This window comes from Stenotrophomonas sp., from assembly GCF_032061965.1.
In the GTDB taxonomy this organism is placed as follows: domain Bacteria; phylum Pseudomonadota; class Gammaproteobacteria; order Xanthomonadales; family Xanthomonadaceae; genus Stenotrophomonas.
In genome coordinates this window covers 1-19,323 of sequence record NZ_DAMBEF010000030.1, presented here as the reverse complement: position 1 = coordinate 19,323, position 19,323 = coordinate 1, and the positions used below count along the sequence as shown (strand labels likewise).

Here is a 19,323-nt window from a genome sequence, read left to right as displayed (position 1 = left end):
GGATACCGCGCTGGCGGTAAACACCGCCAAAAACCGGTTCACTGTTGGGGTTCCAGCGCCCGCAACAGGCCGCGCGCCTTGGCCCGGGTCTCGTCCAGTTCCTTGTCCGGGTCCGAATCAACCACGATGCCGGCGCCGGTACGGAAACTGGCCACCGCGCCCTGCACCTCGGCGGTGCGGATGAGGATGTTCAGGTCCATGTCGCCGTCGCGGTTCAGCCAGCCGAAGGCGCCGGTGTAGGCGCCACGTGCGGTCTGTTCCAGCTCGGCGATGATCTCCATGCAGCGCACCTTGGGGCAGCCGGTGATGGTGCCGCCGGGGAAGGTGGCCGCGATCACCTCGCCCGGAGTCACATCCGCGCGTAGCCGCGCGCGCACGTTGCTGACGATGTGATGGACGTGGGCATAGCTTTCCACGGTCATCAGTTCATCGACCTCGACGCTACCGGGCGCGGCAATGCGGCCCAGGTCATTGCGCTCCAGATCGATCAGCATCACGTGCTCGGCGCGTTCCTTGGGATGGCCGACCAGCTCCTGGATGCGTGCGGCATCATCGTCGCCTTCGAAGCGCGGACGGGTGCCGGCGATCGGGCGGGTCTGCACCACATCACCGCTGACGGAAACCAGCCGCTCCGGCGAGGAGCTGACCACGGCGCGCCCGGCGGCGGTGAACAGGCCGGCGAACGGCGCGGGGTTGGCCGTGCGCAGCCGCGCGTAGAGCGCTTCCGCTGCCAGCGGCGCATCGAACTGTGCCTGCCAGCGGCGCGACAGGTTCACCTGGAACACGTCGCCGGCATGCAGGTAATCGATGACCTTGTGCACGCCGTCGGTGAAGCATTCGCCGACGTCTTCGTTGATGGCGCTTGGGCCATGCCACCGCGGCAAGGGTGGCAGTTGCTCGGTTTCTGTCTGATCGTGCTGGAGCTGGCTGAGCAGGTCGGCAGCGGCGTCTTCGGCGATGGCGATGCTGCGGCCGCTGTCGCGTTCACGTAGTACCGCTGCCGGGCAGCGCAATGCGACGGCGGCAGGCAGGCCATCCGTGCGCTGCGGCAGCTGCAGGATCGGTTCGATCTGTTGGGCCAGCTCGTAATCGAGCAGCAAGGCCCAACCGCCGCGGAACGGGATGTCCGCCTCCATGGGGCTGCGCGGCTGCTGCAGGGCCTGCCAATCGCGGTCAAGTGCGGCGAGGAACGTCCCTTCAACCGGTACGCCATCTTCGCGCTGCACGCTGCCATCGGCATTGAGCAGGAGCTGTCCACCGTCGGCGATCAACAGCATGTCCCACTGGCCTTGCTTGCCGGCGGCAGTGGATTCAAGCAGGACCGGATAGCGATGCGGTGCGAGCCGATGCAGCGCCAGCAGGTCGATATCGGCGTGCAGGGGGAGGATGTGCATCGTGGGCCCGGAGAAGTCTGGGGGAGCGCGCCTTTCTCCCGTCGGGAGAAGGTGCCCCGAAGAGCCTGCCCCCGCGAAGGCGGGGGGCGGATGAGGGTGCGGTTGGCTGATAGGAGCTGGAGGCCAGTTGGCTGTTCGCCGATGCTGGTTCCGCCCTACCCTCACCCCAACCCCTCTCCCGCCGGGAGAGGGGCTTTGAGCAACACTTAGATCCGCTTGAACACCAGCGTGCCGTTGGTGCCGCCGAAGCCGAAGCCGTTCGACATCACCACGTCCACGTCAGCCTTGCGGGCCACGTTCGGCACGTAGTCCAGGTCGCAGCCTTCGCTGGGGTTTTCCAGATTGATCGTCGGCGGGATGATGCCGGTGTTCAGCGCCATCACCGAGAAGATCGCTTCCACGCCGCCCGCTGCACCCAGCAGGTGGCCGGTCATCGACTTGGTCGAGCTGACCAGCATCTTGTAGGCATGCGCACCGAAGGCGGTCTTCATCGCCATGGTCTCGCCCAGGTCGCCCAGCGGCGTGGAGGTGCCATGTGCGTTGAGGTAGCCCACCTGCTCCGGAGTGACGCCAGCGTCCTTCATTGCCGCGACCATGCAGCGGGCGGCGCCTTCGCCGTTCTCGCTCGGTGCGGTCATGTGGTACGCGTCGGAGCTTGCGCCGAAACCGGCCAGCTCGCAGTAGATCTTGGCGCCGCGCGCCTTGGCGTGTTCGTACTCTTCCAGGATCAGGATGCCGGCACCGTCGCCCAGCACGAAGCCGTCACGGCCCTGGTCCCACGGACGCGAGGCCTTGGTCGGCTCGTCGTTGCGGGTGGACATGGCCTTCATCGCGCAGAAGCCGCCCAGCGCGGTCGGCGAGGAACCACGCTCGGCGCCACCGGCGACCATCACGTCGGCATCGCCGTACTGGATCATGCGCATCGCCGTACCGATGGAATGGTTGGACGTGGCGCAGGCCGACACCGCCGAGAACGACGGACCCTTCAGCCCGGCGATGATGCTCAGCTGGCCCGGCAGCATGTTGATGATGGTCTTGGGCACGTAGAAGGGCGAGATCTTCTTGCCCTCGTGGAACTCGATGGTCTGCTCTTCGATGCCGAGCAGGCCACCGATGCCGGCACCGACGATGGCGCCGATGCGCTCAGCGTTGGCGTCGGTGATTTCCAGGCCCGAGTCGTGCAGCGCCATGAAGGCGGCACCCAGGCCGTAATGGATGAACGGGTCCATCTTCTTGGCATCCTTGCCGCTGACCCGGTACTTGCCGAACAAGGGATTGTCGGCGGTGATGTCGAAGTCCTTGACCTCACCTGCAATTTTGGTGGTGAAACGTTCCAGATAGTTATCTGCAACATTCGTCAACGGGCCAATGCCCGAGCGGCCATTGATGATGCCTTCCCAGCTGCTGGCCAGATCATTGCCCAGCGGCGACACCATGCCCATGCCGGTAACGACGACGCGACGACTCATTGCGGATTCTCCTGGCCCCGATCACGGGGGGATTGCAGCTTAAAAGCACAGGGCCGCATCAGCGGCCCCATGGATTTGCAACGCGGCGGACGCAAACGCCTGCCGCGCCTTGTCAGGCCTGGATCAGGCCTTGACGTGCGCCTTGACGTAGTCGATGGCAGCCTGGACGGTGCCGATCTTCTCAGCCTCTTCGTCCGGGATTTCGCACTCGAACTCTTCTTCCAGCGCCATCACCAGCTCGACGGTGTCCAGCGAGTCTGCACCCAGGTCATCGACGAACGATGCGCTGGTGGTGACTTCTTCTTCCTTGACGCCAAGCTGCTCAACAACAATCTTCTTGACGCGTTCTTCGATGGTGCTCATTGGATATCGCTCCAGATGGAGTAGTGGTTCAAAAGACGCCAGCCCCCAAGGCTGGCCGTGGGATAGTGTAGTGGAAACCGTCGCGGCAATGTTTTTCAACAAAAAAACCAAAACGATCAACCACTTGGGTGCGGTCCATGCACCACACGCTTACGGCATGTAGAGGCCACCGTTCACGTGGAGGGTTTCGCCGGTGATGTAACTGGCCGACGGACCGGCCAGGAAACCCACCGCCTTGGCGATGTCTGCCGGCTCGCCGAGGCGGCCCAGCGCGACCTGGCCGAGCATCGCCGCCTTGGCGTCCTCGGGCAGATCCTTGGTCATATCGGTGTCGATGAAGCCCGGTGCGACCACGTTGACGGTCACGCCGCGGCTGCCAATTTCCTTGGCCAGCGACTTGGAGAACGCAATGATGCCGGCCTTGGCCGCCGCGTAGTTGGCCTGCCCGGCATTGCCGGTAACGCCGATCACCGATGCGATGTTGATGATGCGGCCCTTGCGTGCCTTCATCATGCCGCGCATCACCGCCTTGGAGGTGCGGTAGACGCTAGTCAGGTTGGTGTCGAGGATGGCCTGCCAGTCCTCGTCCTTCATGCGCATCAGCAGATTGTCGCGGGTGATGCCGGCATTGTTGACCAGGATGGTGATGGCACCGAATTCCTTGCTGACCGCATCGATCAGCGCGTCCACCGCGCCCGGCTCGGTCACGTTCAGGGCACGGCCGTGGCCACCCTGTGCGGCCAGGCGCGCACCGATGGCGGCGGCGCCGTTCTCGGTGGTGGCAGTGCCGATGACGGTCGCACCCTGCGCGGCCAGTTCGTCGGCGATCGCCGCACCGATGCCCCGGCTGGCGCCGGTGACAAGCGCGATTTCACCCTGCAATGGCTTGCTCATTCGTATTCCTCGTTCGGTCGGTGCCGCCTCGGGCGGCAGCCGGTCAGGGCCGATTACGGGCTAGGCCCGCAGCCGGCCCGGTGATCAGTTGGCCCACTCTTCCAGCGCACCGGCGAACTCCGCCGGGGTGGCAAGCGCGCGGCCATCAATGCTCTTGTCGATGCGCTTGATCAGGCCGGTCAGCACCTTGCCCGGGCCGCACTCGGCGACACGGGTGACGCCCTGCGCAGCCAGCGCCTGCACGCAGCCGGTCCACTGCACCGGCAGATACAGCTGCTGTACCAGCGCCTGGCGGATCGCATCCACGCCGTCATGAACCTTGCCATCGACGTTCTGCACCACCGGCAGCGACGGCGCAGACCAGCTCAGGCCGGCCATCACTTCGGCCAGACGGTTGGCGGCTTCGCGCATCAAGGGGGTATGCGAGGGCACGCTGACGGCCAGCTTCACCGCCTTGCGCACGCCCTTTTCAGCAAGCAATGCCAGCGCGCGATCCACCGCTGCGGCATCGCCACCGATCACGATCTGGCCGGGCGAGTTGTAGTTGGCCGGCACCACCACCTGGCTGCCTGCGGCTTCGGCACAGACGGCCTCGACCACCGCATCCTCGGCACCCAGCACCGCCGCCATTGCACCAACACCGGCCGGGGCCGCGTCCTGCATCAGCTGGCCGCGCAGGCGCACCAGGTGCGCACCGTCGTGCAGCGACAGCGCGCCAGCTGCAACCAGCGCGGTGTACTCGCCCAGGCTATGCCCGGCCAGCACGGCCGGCTTGGCGCCACCCTGTGCATTCCACAGGCGCCATACGGCGATGCTGGCGGCCAACAGGGCCGGCTGGGTGAACTCGGTGCGGTTGAGCTGCTCTTCCGGGCCACCCTGCGACAGCGCCCACAGATCAACCCCGGCGCCTTCGGAGGCTTCGGTAAAGGTTTCACGGATATGGGGGTGCAATTCAGCCAGTTCAGCCAGCATCCCAATGGATTGCGAGCCTTGGCCGGGGAACACGAAAGCAAGTCGGGAATCAGTCACGCGGTCTTCTGCTGCTTCATTCGAAGCGGGGAATAATAAGCGCGAAAGCGCCCACCCGTCTGTACTGACGCGTATGCAGGGGCGTGGAACGCTGTAGAGCCGAGCCATGCTCGGCAAGACGCTTTACCGCAGGGAGCCCTGTAGTGCCGAGCCATGCTCGGCAAGCCGGCATTACCGCAGGGAGCGCTGTAGTGCCGAGCCATGCTCGGCAAAGGGCTTTACCGGGAACGCCCCTGCCGAGCATGGCTCGGCACTACATTGGATGGCTGCGCGGAAACAGAAAGGGCAGCCGTTGGCTGCCCTTTCTGCATCTGAATCAGGGAGATCCTTAGTAGCGCAGCAGCGCCGAACCCCAGGTAAAACCACCACCAAAGGCCTCCAGCAACAGCAGTTGACCACGCTCGACGCGGCCAGAACGGATCGCTGCATCCAGCGCCAGCGGCACCGAGCCGGCCGAGGTGTTGCCATGCTTGTCCACGGTGACGACGACACGATCCATCGGCATGTCCAGGCGCCGGGCCGTGGCTTCGATGATGCGCAGATTGGCCTGATGCGGGATCAACCAGTCCAGGTCGGCCTTGTCCAGGCCGTTGGCCTGCAGGGTTTCATCAACCACCGAGTCCAGCGCCTTGACGGCGTACTTGAACACGTCGTTGCCCTTCATGTTGATCTTGCCCGGCTTGTCGAAGCCGACCGACACGCCGATCGGATCCCACAGCAGCTCCTTCTTGCTGCCATCGGCATGCAGGTGGGTGCTGAGGATGCCGGTGTCTTCGTCGGCCTTGAGCACGACGGCGCCCGCGCCATCGCCGAACAGCACGCAGGTGGTGCGATCAGTCCAGTCGACGATACGGGTCAGGGTTTCCGCGCCGATCACCAGCACATGCTTGGCGTCACCGCAGCGGATGAATTTGTCAGCCACACTCAGGGCATACAGGAAGCCCGAGCATGCTGCATTGACGTCGAACGCCGCCGAGCCGGTCGCGCCAAGGCGCGCCTGGATCAAGCAGGCGGTGGACGGGAAAATAAGATCCGGCGTGGTGGTACCCACGACGATCATGTCCAGCTGCGATGCCTCGATGCCTGCAGCTTCCAGCGCGCGCAATGCGGCGTTGTAGCCCAGGTCACCGGTGGTTTCGCCTTCGGCAGCGATATGTCGTTCACGGATACCCGTGCGCGACTCAATCCACTCGTCGGTCGTGTCGACGATCTTGGTCAGATCATCGTTGGTCAACACCTTCTCGGGCAAATAACTACCAGTGCCCGCGATCCGCGAGTAGATCCGCTTGCTCATGCTGTTTCCTGTTGCGCGAAGCCGCCCGAAGGCGGCCCCTGAAGAATCGGTGAAACGGCCACCCCGCAGGCGGGATGGCCGTCACGAATCAATCTTCTTCGACGACCGAGTTCGACTTGGTCGTGATCACCTTCTTGCCGCGGTAGAAACCGTCAGCGGTGATGTGGTGACGCAGATGCACTTCACCGGTGGTCGGATCGGTGGACAGCTGCTTTGCGCTCAGGGCGTCGTGGGCACGACGCTGGCCGCGGCGGGACGGGGTAACACGGGATTTCTGCACAGCCATGGGATTGCTCCAAACTCGGTTTCGTTTGCTTCGTCGTTTAATTGCACAGGACGCCAGCGTCCAGCACTACTCGCTTTCGCCGCAGCCGCCGACGATTACCGGCCGCTATTGTTTCTTCAGCGCCGCCAATGCCGCGAACGGATTGGCCTTGCTCAATTCTTCTTCGGTTGCGGAGAAGTCACGTTCGACTGCCTCGCTCCCCGGCGCCAATGCAACCACCGGCACCGCCAACACCAACTCGTCTTCCACCAGGTCCAGCGGCCGCAGGTTGCCGTCTTCCGGCACCAGCAGCGCTTCGTATTCCTCTGGAAGCGCAGATTCTTCGTCTTCGTCCTTGATCAAGCCCAAGCGCTGCTTGATCGACACCGGCAGCAGGAAACGCTGCATGGTGCGCTGACAGATCAAGGGCAACTCGGTATCGATGGTCAGATCGACATAAGCCACCTGCAATACGCTGTCACGATCGAATTCCAGTGCATAGGTGCACTGCCCTTCGCTATCGGCAAGCAGACCCTGCAAGCGGGTCAATTCGGACAAAGGCGCCTGGCCGTCAAAGCGCCTACGCGCTATGACCATCCGCCAAGCATCCAGCAATTCGGGCACGTTCGCGGACATAAGCTGCAGAATGTTAAGGAGAACCCCGGCCGCTGTCAAACCCGCCAGCGGCGAAACGTTGCCAGACAGGCGCCACGGCAGCAGACTGCCCGGCCCGGGACGCCTATTTTTACACATGACCGCACTGATTCTCGCCTCCACCTCCCGATATCGGGCGCAATTGCTGTCCCGGCTCGGGTTGCCGTTCAGTTCCATCGCACCCTTGGTGGATGAAAGCCCCCTGCCCGCCGAGGCGCCCGCCGCCTTGGCGCACCGCCTGGCGATGGCCAAGGCCCAGGCCGTGGCCGTACAGGCCCCGGGTAGCTGGGTCATCGGCTCGGACCAGGTAGCTGAATTGGACGGTCAGCCCCTGGGCAAACCGGGCAGCCGCGATGCCGCCTGTGCGCAGCTGGCCGCAATGTCAGGCAAACCGGTGCTGTTCCATACCGCGCTATGCCTGGCCAATGGCCAACAGCTGCTGCAGGCCAACGACATCACCCGGGTCCACTTCCGCTCCCTGCAGGCTGGGGAGATCGCCCGCTACATCGACGCCGAGCAGCCACTGGATTGCGCCGGCAGCTTCAAATGCGAAGGCCTGGGCATCAGCCTGTTCGACGCCATCGAGAACAGTGACCCCACCGCCCTTATCGGCTTGCCGCTGATCCAGCTGTCCAAGCTGCTGCGGCAGGCCGGCTTCCGCCTCCCCTGACAACCGCCGGCTCAGCGCAGCGGCTGCAGCCGGCACCATTGGTAGGGGAACTGTCCCTTGCCAATGCTGGAATCCAGCGTGACGCAGGAATCCGGCACCAGCGCCAAGCCATAAGCCGCAAGGCGCGACTGTGCTGCTGCCCGCTCCGCGGCCTCGGCTTCCACCGCCGTCGTCGGCACGGCCTTGCGTGACACCAGCACGCAGCGCCCTTGTTGCTGCTCCACGTTGGCGCGCAGCCCCTTCACCTTGCGCGCCAGCCAACTCAACGTTGCGCAGCCCGGCTCCGTATCCAACCCAAGCGTCGCCACCTTTGCATTCAAGGATGCGAAGCGCGCAGCCAACCGATCAGAGTTGCCTGGCAACATGGCGAAGTGGTGCGGCCGCTCAGCCAGCATCGTCGCCAACACCGCGCGATAGCCATCTGCTTCGGGGAAATTGGACGCCACCGACGCATAACGCGCCTCTCCAGGCAGCAATGGCACGCGCCAGGCCTGCGGCTCCCCGCCCACCAGCAGGACCACGCTCTGCGCAGGCGCAGGCATGGCCGGCGACTGCACGCCAAACGCGCGCGAAGCCCAGGATTCATGGCCCCAATCGCCCCGCCCCGCCAGCGATACCAGCACACACAGCGCTACCAGCCAGGCCGCCGCACGCACGCCGCGCGGCGAAGACCACAGGCGGACACAGGCGCACCACAGCAGCAACGGCGCCAGCAGTTCCAACGCCGACAGATAGCGATGGATGCTGAAGACCAGCTGCCAAAGGACGTAGGACACCAGCACGAAGACGGTAACCGCACGCAACGCAGGACCACCCACAGCGGCCTGCGCCGGCGACCGGCGCAGTGCCGCCCGCCCCAGCAGGGCAAGCCCGGCCACAAACAGCAACGGCCACACCAATTGCACCAGTGAAATTTCGCTGACCCGCTTCGGGTCCGCAGTGAACAGCAAGGGCCACAGCAGATGCTCCTTCAAGCCCTGCGGCAGCCAACGGGTATCGGCCACTGCCCCTTGCAGTGCCAATGGCGACTGGAACCAGGCATTGAACTGCGGCAGCAGGGGGTTGTCGTGGACCTGCCACAGCTGCCAATACCACCAGCCGGCTGCAAGCACGGCAACCAGCAGCGCCGCACCCGCCACCACCACCAGCGCCAACACGCGCTGCGGCCAGCGCCCGCCCGCGGACAGAACCGCCGCTGCCACACCAACCGCATAGATCGCATTGGTCAGTTTCAGCGCGACCGCAAAACCCAGCAACGCACCGGCAACTATCCAACTGCGCCAGTGATTCGCACCGTCCTCAGCGGCCTGCGCACGCAGCACCACCCACAGGCTTCCCAACACGAACAGCGCCGTGCTGTTGTCGGCCATGGTGTTGCCAAACTCGGACAACACCGAGGCCATGCCCAAACCTGCCAGGCCCAGCAGCGGCGCCAGCCAGGTCCGGTCCGGCCGGCCCTTGAGCACCAGCCACGCAATACCTGCAACCGGAACGAACAAAAGACCGTGCAACGCACCCATCAGGAACCCGGCCAGCGGCGCCGGCAACTTCATCAGCAACAGGTACTGGGCGACATCAAGCAGGGGACTGAAATAGGACTGCATCTGCGCCGCAGCCAGATCCAGCTGCAAGCGCCCGTGCAGGGCGGCATAGCCGTTGTAGAGGTGGTAGTTGCGCAGATCCCAGTTGGAGTCCTGGCCAAGCCACAGCGACAGGCAACCACCGAGTACCGCGACCAGCAGCGCCGCTGCCACCCTGTTGGCCTGCGAGCTGAAGGCAAAACGGCGCCTCGCACCTTCCTTGCAACGTGCCAGCACGCCTGACCCGGCAATCTTCCCCTGATTCATTCACCGCTCTCCATGCTGCAACCCTTGTTGACCACGTGCGCTACGCCCGGGAGGTGCCAAAAAGCCACGTCCCGACAACCAGCACTTGCCCCGCCAAAATTCCCGCGCAACCCGCGCTGTCGCCGCCACATGACAGCACGCACACCGCCACTGCCACGGCGGGGTGCGCCATTGTTACTGCTCACCTACGGTCTGCGCGCTTGGCGCTGACCGGATTCAGCGCTCGACGACGAAGGGCTGCTCCGCCCAGGTTTCCACGCTGCCATCGTTCCCGTGCAGGCGCAGGCCCAGCCAATGTTTGCCCGGCGCGAGCCCGCGGGTATCCACCTGCGCATCAAACCCAACCTTGGGATGTTGCGGATCATTGGTCTGCGGCCAGGAGGGCCTGATGTCGAAGCTTCGACCATAGACGGCATCACCCACACTGCGCCCATCCACCAGCAGCTCAACGCGCGACAGGCCAACACCATCCTTGAAAGCCCAGCCGTTCACCTGCAGCGTCTCACCCACCTTGTCGCCGGACGACGGTCCATCCACCCAGGCCATGGCCGGGGCAACACACGGCCCTTGCTGCTTCTGCGCCGGAAGGCGGAACAGCAGGAAGCGCTGGAACCCATGATCCAGCGACACCACGCGCGGCGGCGGCAACGGACCGACCAGCTCGCAGACCTTGTGGTAGCGCGCGAGCAGATCCTTGTAACGGACATCACCGGGCGCCAGTACCAGCAACTGCGGCTTGTTGCGGCTGCCGTCGCTGATCAGCCCCCAAAGCGCAAGCTGCGCCGTGCGCCCATGGCGATCGTTGAGCTGGTGCGGCAACACCCGGATCGATGCGTCATCCAGCCGGAACCCCAACTCGGCGCCAACCTTGAAGCTGCCCGCCAATACCTCGGTGTCCTCGGGCATCTGCGCCAACTCGTCCCTGACCGCATCGGCCAACGGCTGCCAACCGGCAAAGTTGCGGGGGTAATACTTGCTGCCCGCCATCTGTTCGCGCAGCGAGGGCGTGGCAGCCATCAGGTAATAGCCGAATGCGCACGCCAGGCCCACGGAAGCCACCACCCATACTGATCGGCGCCAGAACCGCGACCAGTGGTTCAGGGCCAAGGGCACCGACACCAACAAGGCCAGGTAACCTGGCAGCGGCCAATGAAAGCTGATCCGCTCCACATCGGTGAAGAAGCCGAACAGGAAAATCAGCAGCGTCGAGGTAGCGCCAACCAGTGCGAAGTACCGCAGCTGCACGTGATGAAAGCCGCGCACACGGTGCCGCAGGCCGGCGTAAGCCACACCGATCATTGCCACGAACAGCAGCGGCGTCACCATCATCGGCTGGATCAGCAGGAACAGCAGACCCTCGCCCTGGAACTCCCAGGGGTGCCGCTCGATCAACTGGAACTTCAGGCCTGCGTCCTGGTTGCCAAGGTTCCATGCCAGCAGCGGCAACCAGGCCACGATGCCGACGGTCAGGGCAATCCAGACCCTGGGATCGCGCAGCATGCGCCGCCCCTCGGGCAGCAGCAGCAAGGCAATGAACCCGACGACAATCACACCGATGAAGCGGTAATGACTCAGGGCCCCGATCAGCAGGCCCACGGCCAACATCAGTGCGCTGCCCGCATCGACATTGCGCAACAACCGCGCACCGGCATCCAGGCAGAGCAGCGCGGCAATGGCCATGGGCACATCCGGTACCGCCAGGATGCCCAAGGTCGCCGACAACGGCATCAGCAGTGCCAGCGCGCCAGCCTGCCAACCCACGCGCGACCCAAACCAACGGGTGGCAATGGCCGCCACCATCCACGGTAGGATCGCCCCCAGTACCAGGAACGGCAGGCGCACGCCCAGGCGATGGTTGCCAAGTATTTCCACCCCAAGCCGCGTCAACCAGGCGGTGAGCCCGGGCAGATCGGAGTACGCCGCGGCCAGGTGCTGGCCTTCCTGCCAATAGAATGCTTCGTCCACAAACAGCGGCAATTGCGCTGCAATCAGCGCCTTGGCCGCCGTCACCAGCGTCCAAAGCACCAAAAACGTGATGTATGCGCGCTGCTCGCCCCTGATTGCCACTTACACTCCTTTCAATCCTGATAACGAGATATCTGATGACGGTAACGCCAAGCGGAATGCTAACCGAAGTGACGTTGCAGTCCTTGGGCAGAGCCCAGAATCAGGTAAATACTCTTGTCCTGGGCAAGTCCCAGGAAGTCAGGCTGGCGTTCGTCGCCTTGCTGTCCGGCGGGCATCTTCTTATCGAGGACCTGCCGGGGCTGGGCAAAACCACGCTGGCCCACGCGATGGCCTCCAGCCTCGGCCTGCAGTTCCAGCGCATCCAGTTCACCTCGGACCTGCTGCCGGCCGACGTCCTGGGCGTCTCGGTCTACGAGGCCGGCAGCCGCAGCTTCCAGTTCCATCCGGGGCCGGTGTTCTGCAACCTGCTGCTTGCCGATGAGATCAACCGCGCGCCACCGCGCACGCAGAGCGCCCTGCTTGAGGCGATGGCCGAACAGCAAGTGACGCTCGACGGGGTGACCCACGCACTGCCGGAGCCGTTCTTCGTCATCGCCACGCAGAACCCGGTGGACCTGTCCGGCACATTCCCCCTGCCCGACTCCCAGTTGGACCGCTTCCTGCTGCGCTTGACCCTGGGCTACCCCAATCCGGAAGCCGAGCGCGCCCTGCTCGGCGGCACCGACCGCCGCGCCCTGATCGCGCAGGCTGCGCCCTGCCTGTCCGATCAGGATGTATGCCAGCTACGCGACGCTGTCACCCAAGTCCACGCCAGCGATGCACTGATCGATTACGTGCAAGCCCTGCTCACCCGCAGCCGCCAACACCCCGGCGTGCGCGTCGGCCTGTCGCCACGCGCGGGCATCGCGCTGCTGCGCGCAGCCAAGGCACACGCACTGTTGCTGGGCCGTCACCATGTGGTGCCTGAGGACGTGCAGGCCTTGTTCATCGCCGTGGCGGGGCACCGATTGGTGGCCGAAGCCGAATCCTCTTCCGGCCCCGAACTGGCCCGCGCCATCCTGCATACCGTGCCGGTGGACTGAGCCCATGCGCTTGCGCCAACGCTGGCGATCGCTGGAGCTGCTGGCCCGGCCCCGTCAGCCCGAAGCCCTGCCGGTCCAGCTGGACCGGCGCCGCATCTACGTGCTGCCTACCCGCTTCGGCCTGTTCTTTGCCGGCTTGCTGGCAGTGATGTTGCTGGGTGCCTTGAACTACAACAACAACCCGGCGTTGTTGCTGGCGCTGCTGTTGGCGGCGACAGCCCTGGCCAGTGCCGTACATGCACACCTGCAGCTTTCCGGCCTGCAGCTGCAGGCGCTGTCGGCCGAACCCGTGGCAGCCGGGCATCCGATCCGCTTACGCCTTGCGTTGGCCCGTGGCGATGGCCGAGTCCGGCGCGGCCTGCACCTGCGGTGCGAGGACAGCCAGACGCGGGCATCGCTGGAACACGATGCCCAGGTCGAAACCGATTTACTGTTGCCCACCCACCTCCGTGGCTGGCTGCCCTTGCCACGCATCCGCATCGACACCACCCAACCGCTCGGTCTGGTGCGGGCGTGGGCCTGGTTCTGGCCAGACACCTCGTTGCTGGTCTACCCGGCACCGGAAGCCAATGCGCCGCCCTTGCCGGATGCCGGCAGCGCCAGCAACCGTACCCGCGTGCACCCACAGGGTGAGGAACTGCAGCAGCTGCGCCCGTACCGACAGGGTGATGCACGCCGCAGCATCGCCTGGAAGCATTCGGCGCGGCGCGACGAGCTGCTCGTGCGCGAATACGAGCGTCCGCAAGGCGCCGAGTTGCTATTGGACTGGCGAGAGCTGCACGGGCTGCCACACGAACGGCGCATCGCCCGGCTTGCACGCTGGGTGGACTACGCCGAGCGCGAGGGGCGGCGCTATCAGCTGCGCCTGCCCGGGCAGCCGCCACTTGGCCCGTCCGCCGGCGACCTCCATCGCCACCAGTGCCTGCGCGCATTGGCCTTGATGCCTGCCGCATGAACGCAGCCGACACCGCACTCCCCCGCCGCGACACCCGCATCTGGTCGTTGTTGGCGGCCGCGCTGGCACTGTTGCCGCTGCTGCTGCAACTGCCCGGCATGCTTGCCTTGACCATCGGCGCGCTGGCCGTGCTCGTCACCGCCTGGTCGCAACACCGTACCCTGCCGGGACCGATCAAGTTGCTGCTGATCGCCGGCATGTTCGTCGCCATCTATTGGCAGATGGGGGCTGGACTGGGGCGTGACAGCGGCTGCGCCCTGCTCGCGGCCATGCTGGCGATCAAGCCAACGGAACTGCGCAGCTTCCGCGACGCACGCAGCCTGCTGGGCTTTGCCTTGTTCGCGCCGTTCGCTGCGTTCCTGCTGGATCAGGGGCCGGCCAGCTGGGCACTGTCCCTGACCGCCGTGGTTGCCGCACTGCTGGCACTGCAGCGCATCAGCGACGACCAGGCCGGCGTGGCAGCGCCACCGCTGCGCCAGCAACTGCGCGCGGTGGGACGGCTGTTGGTGCTGGCACTGCCCTTGGCGATGGCAGGGTTCTGGCTGTTGCCGCGCTTGCCCACCCCGCTCTGGGGCACGCCCGAGCGCTCGCTCAGCCGCCCGGGCTTGTCCGACACCATGGAGCCAGGCGGCTGGGGCGAGTTGATGGCCGATGACAGCCCCGCGCTGCGGGTGCAGTTCTTCGGGCCGGTCCCTGCACCGGACCAGCGCTATTGGCGCGGCCCGGTGTTGACCCGCTTCGATGGTCGCAGTTGGTCGCGCATCGGCAACCGCCGACAAAGCGCTCCTGCCGGTTTCACTGCAGGTCCGCAACGTTGGGACTACCAAATCGAATACGAGGCCACGGATCACCGCGACCTGGTGGCACTGGACCTGCCCCTGTCCGCACCGCCGGCCGCCCACCTGGACAGCGATTACAGCCTGAGCAGCGAGCGCCCGCTCAACGGGCTCAGCATCTGGCGCCTGCAATCCGCTGCACCCCGCCAGTTCCAGAGCCAGCTCTCGCCGACGCAACGCCAGCAAGCACTGCAACTCCCGAAAGGCTTCAACCCGCGCACCCTGCAGTTGGCCCAGCAATGGCGCACGCAGGCCGGCAACGACGATGCCGCCATCGTCCAGCGCAGCCTGGAATGGATCCATCGCGAGTTCGCCTACACCCTGGTCACGCCCCTGCCCGGCCGGCACAGCGTGGATGAGTTCCTGTTCGATCAGAAGGCCGGCTACTGCGAGCACTTCAGCGGCGCCTTCGTGGTGCTGATGCGTGCCGCCGGCATTCCCGCGCGCGTGGTCACCGGCTATGCCGGCGGGGTGCGCAACCCCTATGGCGACTATTGGGTGGTGCGGCGCATGGATGCACACGCCTGGGCGGAAGCCTGGTTGCCCGGCCGTGGCTGGGTCCGCGTTGACCCCACCGCCGCCGTCGCGCCCGAGCGCATCTACGACACCCTGGAAGATCGCCTGGGCACCAACACCGGCAACGCTGGCCTGGACCTGGCCGGGCGCTGGACCGGGCTGTTGCAGTATGGCGACTACCTGCGCCGCGGCTGGAACAACGCGGTGCTGTCATTCGACGCACAACGCCAGTCGCGACTGTTGCGCGCCTTCGGCGTTGCCAAGCTGAGCCCCTCCCAACTGGTGGCCCTGTTTGCCACCTTTGCCATTGCCACGGTGGGGCTGATGGCCTGGCTGCTGGCCCGGGGCGAACGTCAACGCGATCCCTTGCTGCGCGCCTGGCACCGCGTGGGGCAGCGCTACGCCCGCCTTGGCCTGGCCCGCGAACCGGCCGAAACCGCTCTCAATTGGGCCCACAGGGTGGAACTTCAGCTGCCTGACTGCCGTCTATCAGCACTCAGCCAGCGTTTCAGTGACGCGAGATACGCTGGCGGCCTGACGGATGACGATTCATTATTGGCAGACCTGCGCAGGCATCGTCCGAAACCCGGAGCACGACCATGAACACCCGCATCCTCTTCATCGCTGCCGCCAGCCTCGCGCTGGCCGCCTGTGCCACGGCCCCCAAGCCCCTGCAAGGCCAGTTCAACCCGGTTTCGCCGCGCGACGCGGTTGCCCAGAAGCAGACCGGCGCGCCGGTGCGCTGGGGCGGTCGCATCATTGAAACCGTGCCGGGCCAGGGCGAAACCTGCTTCCAGATGATCGCCCGCCCGCTCAATGGCAGTGGCCGCCCGAGCACCACCTCGTCCGATGCCAGCGACGGCCGCTTCCTGGCCTGCCGCGCCGGCTTCTACGATCCGGCCGTGTTCGAACCGGGCCGCGACGTGACCTTCATCGGCCGCATCGATGGTTACCAGACCACCAAGATCGGCGAGTACGACTACCCGCTGCCCAAGGTCAACGCCGACGTGGTGTACCTGTGGCCGGTGCAGCGTGAAGTTGAAGTAGTGCCGGCCTACCCCTACGGCCCGTGGGGCCCGGGTTGGGGCCCGCGCTGGGGCTGGGGCTACCGCGGTTGGTGGTAAGCCCGGCCAGAACAGAAAACAGAACGCCGCCCAAGGGCGGCGTTTTTGTTCCCGGCGTGCCGGGAATGTTTCAGGCGCCGAAATGGCCCAGCGCTGCACCTGCCAGCAGGTGCAGGTGGATATGGAACACGGTCTGGCCCGCGTCCTCACGGCAGTTCATCACGATGCGGTAGCCGTTCTCGGCAAAGCCTTCCTGGCGCGCATAAGCGGCCGCCGCCAAGGCCAGCTTGCCGATCAGGTGTGCCTGCGCCGGCTGCAGATCGTCCAAGGTGGGGATGACTTCGTTCTTCGGGATGAAAAGCACATGCACCGGCGCCTGCGGTGCGATGTCCTTGAAGCCCAGTACTTCATCGTCTTCATAGACGATGCTGGCGGGAATTTCGCGACGGATGATCTTGCCGAAAATCGTATCGGTCATGTGGGGGCTCGCTGCGGTGAACAAGCTACAGCTTAGCGCTCCGTTGGCGTTTATTCGCCTACTTCGCTGCGGCTACCAAACGCATGCGACAAGGTGCCACGATCAACGTATTCCAACTCGCCGCCCAACGGCAGCCCCTGCGCCAACCGGCTGGGACGGACCTTGTTGCGACGGGCCAGCTGCGCCAGGTAATGCGCGGTGGCTTCGCCCTCCACCGTGGAATTGGTGGCAATGATCAATTCGGTGACTTCGCCCTGCCCCAGCCGCGCTTCCAGCTGGTCCAGGCCAAGCTCGCGCGGCCCAATGCCGTCCAGCGGCGACAAGCGCCCCTGCAGCACGTAGTACACACCGCGATAGCTGGTGGCATGCTCGATCGCCAAACGGTCGGCCGGTGATTCGATCACGCACAGCATCTGCCGCTCGCGGCTGCTGCTGGCGCAGATCGGGCACAACTCGGTCTCGCTGAAATCACGGCACTGCGCGCAATGGCCGATCTTCTCAATGGCCTGGGCCAATACCTCGGACAGCCGCTGGCCACCGTCACGCGCACGCTCAAGCACGTGGTAGGCCATGCGCTGCGCGGTCTTCTGGCCGACGCCCGGCAACACCCGGAAGGCTTCGATCAGTTGTTCCAGCAGCGGCAGGCTCATTGCATCGGTTCCAGGTCAAAACAAGCGCGCGAAGCCCGAAGGCTTCGCGGCGCAGGATGTGGGTGCACCGGGCGACGCCGGCGCAGCACCATCAGAACGGCAGCTTCATGCCCGGGGGCAGCTTCATGCCGGCCGTGGCAGCGCCCATGCGGCTCTGCGATTCGGCATCGATCTTGTTGGAGGCATCGTTGAAGGCTGCTGCGATCAGGTCTTCAGCCATTTCCGGATCGGCCAGCACCGACGGATCGATGCGTACCTTGCGGCACTCCTTGGTACCGGTCAGCGTGACGCTGACCATGCCGCCACCGGCGCTGCCGGTGACTTCCAGCTTGCCGAGTTCTTCCTGGGCCTTCTGCAGGTTTTCCTGCATCTTCTGGGCCTGTTGCATCATCTGGGCGATATTGCCGCGCATGGTTCTTACTCTTTGAAAGGACGGATGGAATCGGCCACGACCCGTGCACCCTGCTGCAGCAGCTGCTGCACCTGGGGGTCGGCCATGAAAACAGCTTCGGCCGCTTGCTGCTGCTCACCGCGCTGACGATCAGCGCGCTCGTGCAACGTCTCGGCCTGGACGTTGCCGGTTTCAATGACGATCCGGGGCGTGCTGCCCAGCGCCTGTGACAACGCCTGCGCCAATGCCTGCAAGGCGCGCTCGGACTGCAGGTATTCAAAGCCCGGCAACAAGGCCAGGCGCAGCACGCCCTGCTGGTAACTGACAAACGCCGCGTTGGCGGCAAGCTCACGCGATGGACCGGTCAGGCCGCTGTCGGCGACCAGATCCAGCCACTGCTCGGCATCAGCCAGCGCTCGACCACCCGGCGACGGTGCCGCCGGTTCGATGGCGATACCACTGGGACGCACGGGCGGCTGCGGCGCAGGCGCAGGCCTTGCGATTTCGGCAGGCGCGTCCTGCATTTCAGGCGACGCCATTTCCGCCGCCATCGCTTCATCACGCGCATTGGCTTGAGCGGCTTCAACAGCCCAGGGCGGCAGATCATCAGCACTGGCTTCAGGCTTGCTGGCTTGCAACGGCGCCGGGGGCGGCAGGGGCTCGGGAGCGCGAGGCGCGGACGGCGTCGGTACCGCCACGGGCGCGATCGGCGCCACTGCAGCGGGCGGTAAAGTTTGCTCAACGGGCCGGGCAGCTGGCGCCGCCGATGCGGCGGCAGCAGGCGTCGAAGCTGACGCAGTACTGACACCTGCGCCAGTCCCGGCCGCCGGTGCAGCACCTTCCGGCACCGCAGGCACGGCGCCGGCCGGGCGGAAGGCCAGCATGCGCAGCACCGTCATTTCAAAGCCGGCACGCGGACTGGGCGCCAGGTGCAGATCGCGGCGCCCACCCAGGGCCATCTGGTACCAGAGCTGCACCACTTCCGGGCGCAGGCGCTGGGCAAAGGCCACCGCATCGACACCCTCGCCCGGAACCGCCGTGCTAGGCACCAACTGCTGCACCTGGATGCGGTGCAGGCCTTCGGCCAACGCATCCAGCACGCCGCTCCAATCCGGCGAAAAGTCGGCCAGCGTGGCCACCACCTGCAACAGGCGTGCACCCTCGCCATCGGCCAGCGCGTCCAGCATGGCCGCAACCTGGGTACGGTCGACCGTACCCAACATCGCGCGCACCACGTCATCGCGCAGCGCGCCGCCGGCATAGGCAATGGACTGGTCCAGCAGCGACAAGCCGTCACGCAGCGAACCATCGGCCGCACGCGCCAGCTGCACGAGCGCGCTGTCGTCGAACTCGATCTGCTCGGCGGTCATGATCCGGGCCATCTGCCCGTGGATCTGCTCCTCGTCCAAGCGCTTGAGGTTGAACTGCAGGCAGCGGCTGAGCACGGTGACCGGCAGCTTCTGCGGGTCGGTGGTGGCCAGAAGGAACTTCACGTGCTCCGGCG

At 65.6% G+C, this 19,323-nt stretch carries 19 protein-coding genes; 5 read left to right on the top strand and 14 right to left on the bottom strand.

Going from position 1 to position 19,323, the window contains the following annotated elements:
* Positions 1 to 38 precede the first annotated feature (38 nt).
* The 8 genes from RT460_RS14600 to RT460_RS14565 form a co-directional block, all read right to left on the bottom strand.
* On the bottom strand, positions 39 to 1,394 hold the full coding sequence (locus tag RT460_RS14600) for an aminodeoxychorismate synthase component I (protein WP_313319646.1): 1,356 nt from the start codon (positions 1,392 to 1,394) through the stop codon (positions 39 to 41).
* Positions 1,395 to 1,600: 206 nt separating this feature from the next.
* Positions 1,601 to 2,863: a beta-ketoacyl-ACP synthase II gene (gene fabF / locus RT460_RS14595; RefSeq protein ID WP_313319645.1), complete on the bottom strand. Its 1,263-nt coding sequence runs from the start codon at positions 2,861 to 2,863 to the stop codon at positions 1,601 to 1,603.
* A 123-nt stretch (positions 2,864 to 2,986) separates the two neighbouring features.
* Positions 2,987 to 3,226, bottom strand: a complete 240-nt coding sequence (gene acpP / locus RT460_RS14590) for an acyl carrier protein (protein WP_054659808.1) — start codon at positions 3,224 to 3,226, stop codon at positions 2,987 to 2,989.
* Positions 3,227 to 3,376: 150 nt separating this feature from the next.
* Positions 3,377 to 4,120 (bottom strand): 3-oxoacyl-ACP reductase FabG, encoded by a 744-nt coding sequence (fabG, locus tag RT460_RS14585; RefSeq protein WP_313319644.1) that lies wholly within the window; start codon positions 4,118 to 4,120, stop codon positions 3,377 to 3,379.
* Between the two features lie 84 nt (positions 4,121 to 4,204).
* A complete protein-coding gene (gene fabD / locus RT460_RS14580; RefSeq protein WP_313319643.1) occupies positions 4,205 to 5,149 on the bottom strand; it encodes an ACP S-malonyltransferase in 945 nt (314 codons plus the stop codon).
* A 328-nt stretch (positions 5,150 to 5,477) separates the two neighbouring features.
* Positions 5,478 to 6,443 carry a beta-ketoacyl-ACP synthase III gene (locus tag RT460_RS14575; protein WP_313319642.1) on the bottom strand — a complete coding sequence of 322 codons (966 nt, stop codon included), beginning with the start codon at positions 6,441 to 6,443 and terminating at the stop codon, positions 5,478 to 5,480.
* Between the two features lie 88 nt (positions 6,444 to 6,531).
* On the bottom strand, positions 6,532 to 6,729 hold the full coding sequence (gene rpmF, locus RT460_RS14570) for a 50S ribosomal protein L32 (protein WP_293715587.1): 198 nt from the start codon (positions 6,727 to 6,729) through the stop codon (positions 6,532 to 6,534).
* A gap of 105 nt (positions 6,730 to 6,834) precedes the next feature.
* Complete coding sequence (locus RT460_RS14565) at positions 6,835 to 7,344, bottom strand: YceD family protein (protein WP_313319641.1); 510 nt, start codon at positions 7,342 to 7,344, stop codon at positions 6,835 to 6,837.
* A 115-nt stretch (positions 7,345 to 7,459) separates the two neighbouring features.
* On the opposite strand from RT460_RS14565, the gene RT460_RS14560 reads away from it, so the two are divergent.
* On the top strand, positions 7,460 to 8,032 hold the full coding sequence (locus RT460_RS14560; protein ID WP_313319640.1) for a Maf family nucleotide pyrophosphatase: 573 nt from the start codon (positions 7,460 to 7,462) through the stop codon (positions 8,030 to 8,032).
* An 11-nt stretch (positions 8,033 to 8,043) separates the two neighbouring features.
* Here the strand turns inward: RT460_RS14560 and RT460_RS14555 are convergent, their stop codons facing one another.
* The gene (locus RT460_RS14555; protein ID WP_313319639.1) at positions 8,044 to 9,879 is read right to left on the bottom strand and encodes a glycosyltransferase 87 family protein; all 1,836 of its coding nucleotides are present in this window, start codon (positions 9,877 to 9,879) and stop codon (positions 8,044 to 8,046) included.
* A 216-nt stretch (positions 9,880 to 10,095) separates the two neighbouring features.
* Positions 10,096 to 11,940, bottom strand: a complete 1,845-nt coding sequence (locus RT460_RS14550; RefSeq protein WP_313319687.1) for a glycosyltransferase family 39 protein — start codon at positions 11,938 to 11,940, stop codon at positions 10,096 to 10,098.
* Positions 11,941 to 12,002: 62 nt separating this feature from the next.
* On the opposite strand from RT460_RS14550, the gene RT460_RS14545 reads away from it, so the two are divergent.
* The 4 genes from RT460_RS14545 to RT460_RS14530 are packed head-to-tail and all read left to right on the top strand — an operon-like array spanning position 12,003 to position 16,360.
* Positions 12,003 to 12,929 carry a MoxR family ATPase gene (locus RT460_RS14545; RefSeq protein ID WP_313319638.1) on the top strand — a complete coding sequence of 309 codons (927 nt, stop codon included), beginning with the start codon at positions 12,003 to 12,005 and terminating at the stop codon, positions 12,927 to 12,929.
* Positions 12,930 to 12,933: 4 nt separating this feature from the next.
* On the top strand, positions 12,934 to 13,884 hold the full coding sequence (locus RT460_RS14540; protein ID WP_313319637.1) for a DUF58 domain-containing protein: 951 nt from the start codon (positions 12,934 to 12,936) through the stop codon (positions 13,882 to 13,884).
* Positions 13,881 to 15,839, top strand: a complete 1,959-nt coding sequence (locus tag RT460_RS14535) for a DUF3488 and transglutaminase-like domain-containing protein (protein ID WP_313319636.1) — start codon at positions 13,881 to 13,883, stop codon at positions 15,837 to 15,839. The genes RT460_RS14540 and RT460_RS14535 overlap by 4 nt, the downstream gene beginning before the upstream one ends.
* A complete protein-coding gene (locus RT460_RS14530) occupies positions 15,836 to 16,360 on the top strand; it encodes a Slp family lipoprotein (RefSeq protein ID WP_313319635.1) in 525 nt (174 codons plus the stop codon). Before RT460_RS14535 ends, RT460_RS14530 begins: the two co-directional genes overlap by 4 nt.
* A 70-nt stretch (positions 16,361 to 16,430) precedes the next feature.
* On the opposite strand, the gene RT460_RS14525 is transcribed toward RT460_RS14530, so the two are convergent.
* From RT460_RS14525 to RT460_RS14510, 4 genes are all read right to left on the bottom strand, one after another.
* Entirely contained in the window at positions 16,431 to 16,778 is a 348-nt protein-coding gene (locus RT460_RS14525; protein WP_313319634.1) for a histidine triad nucleotide-binding protein, read from the bottom strand.
* Positions 16,779 to 16,828: 50 nt separating this feature from the next.
* Positions 16,829 to 17,428 (bottom strand): recombination mediator RecR, encoded by a 600-nt coding sequence (gene recR / locus RT460_RS14520; RefSeq protein WP_313319633.1) that lies wholly within the window; start codon positions 17,426 to 17,428, stop codon positions 16,829 to 16,831.
* A gap of 91 nt (positions 17,429 to 17,519) precedes the next feature.
* Entirely contained in the window at positions 17,520 to 17,840 is a 321-nt protein-coding gene (locus tag RT460_RS14515) for a YbaB/EbfC family nucleoid-associated protein (protein WP_313319632.1), read from the bottom strand.
* A gap of 5 nt (positions 17,841 to 17,845) precedes the next feature.
* Positions 17,846 to 19,323 (bottom strand): DNA polymerase III subunit gamma/tau C-terminal domain-containing protein (locus tag RT460_RS14510; RefSeq protein WP_313319631.1); only part of this gene is annotated, 1,478 nt, incomplete at its 5' end.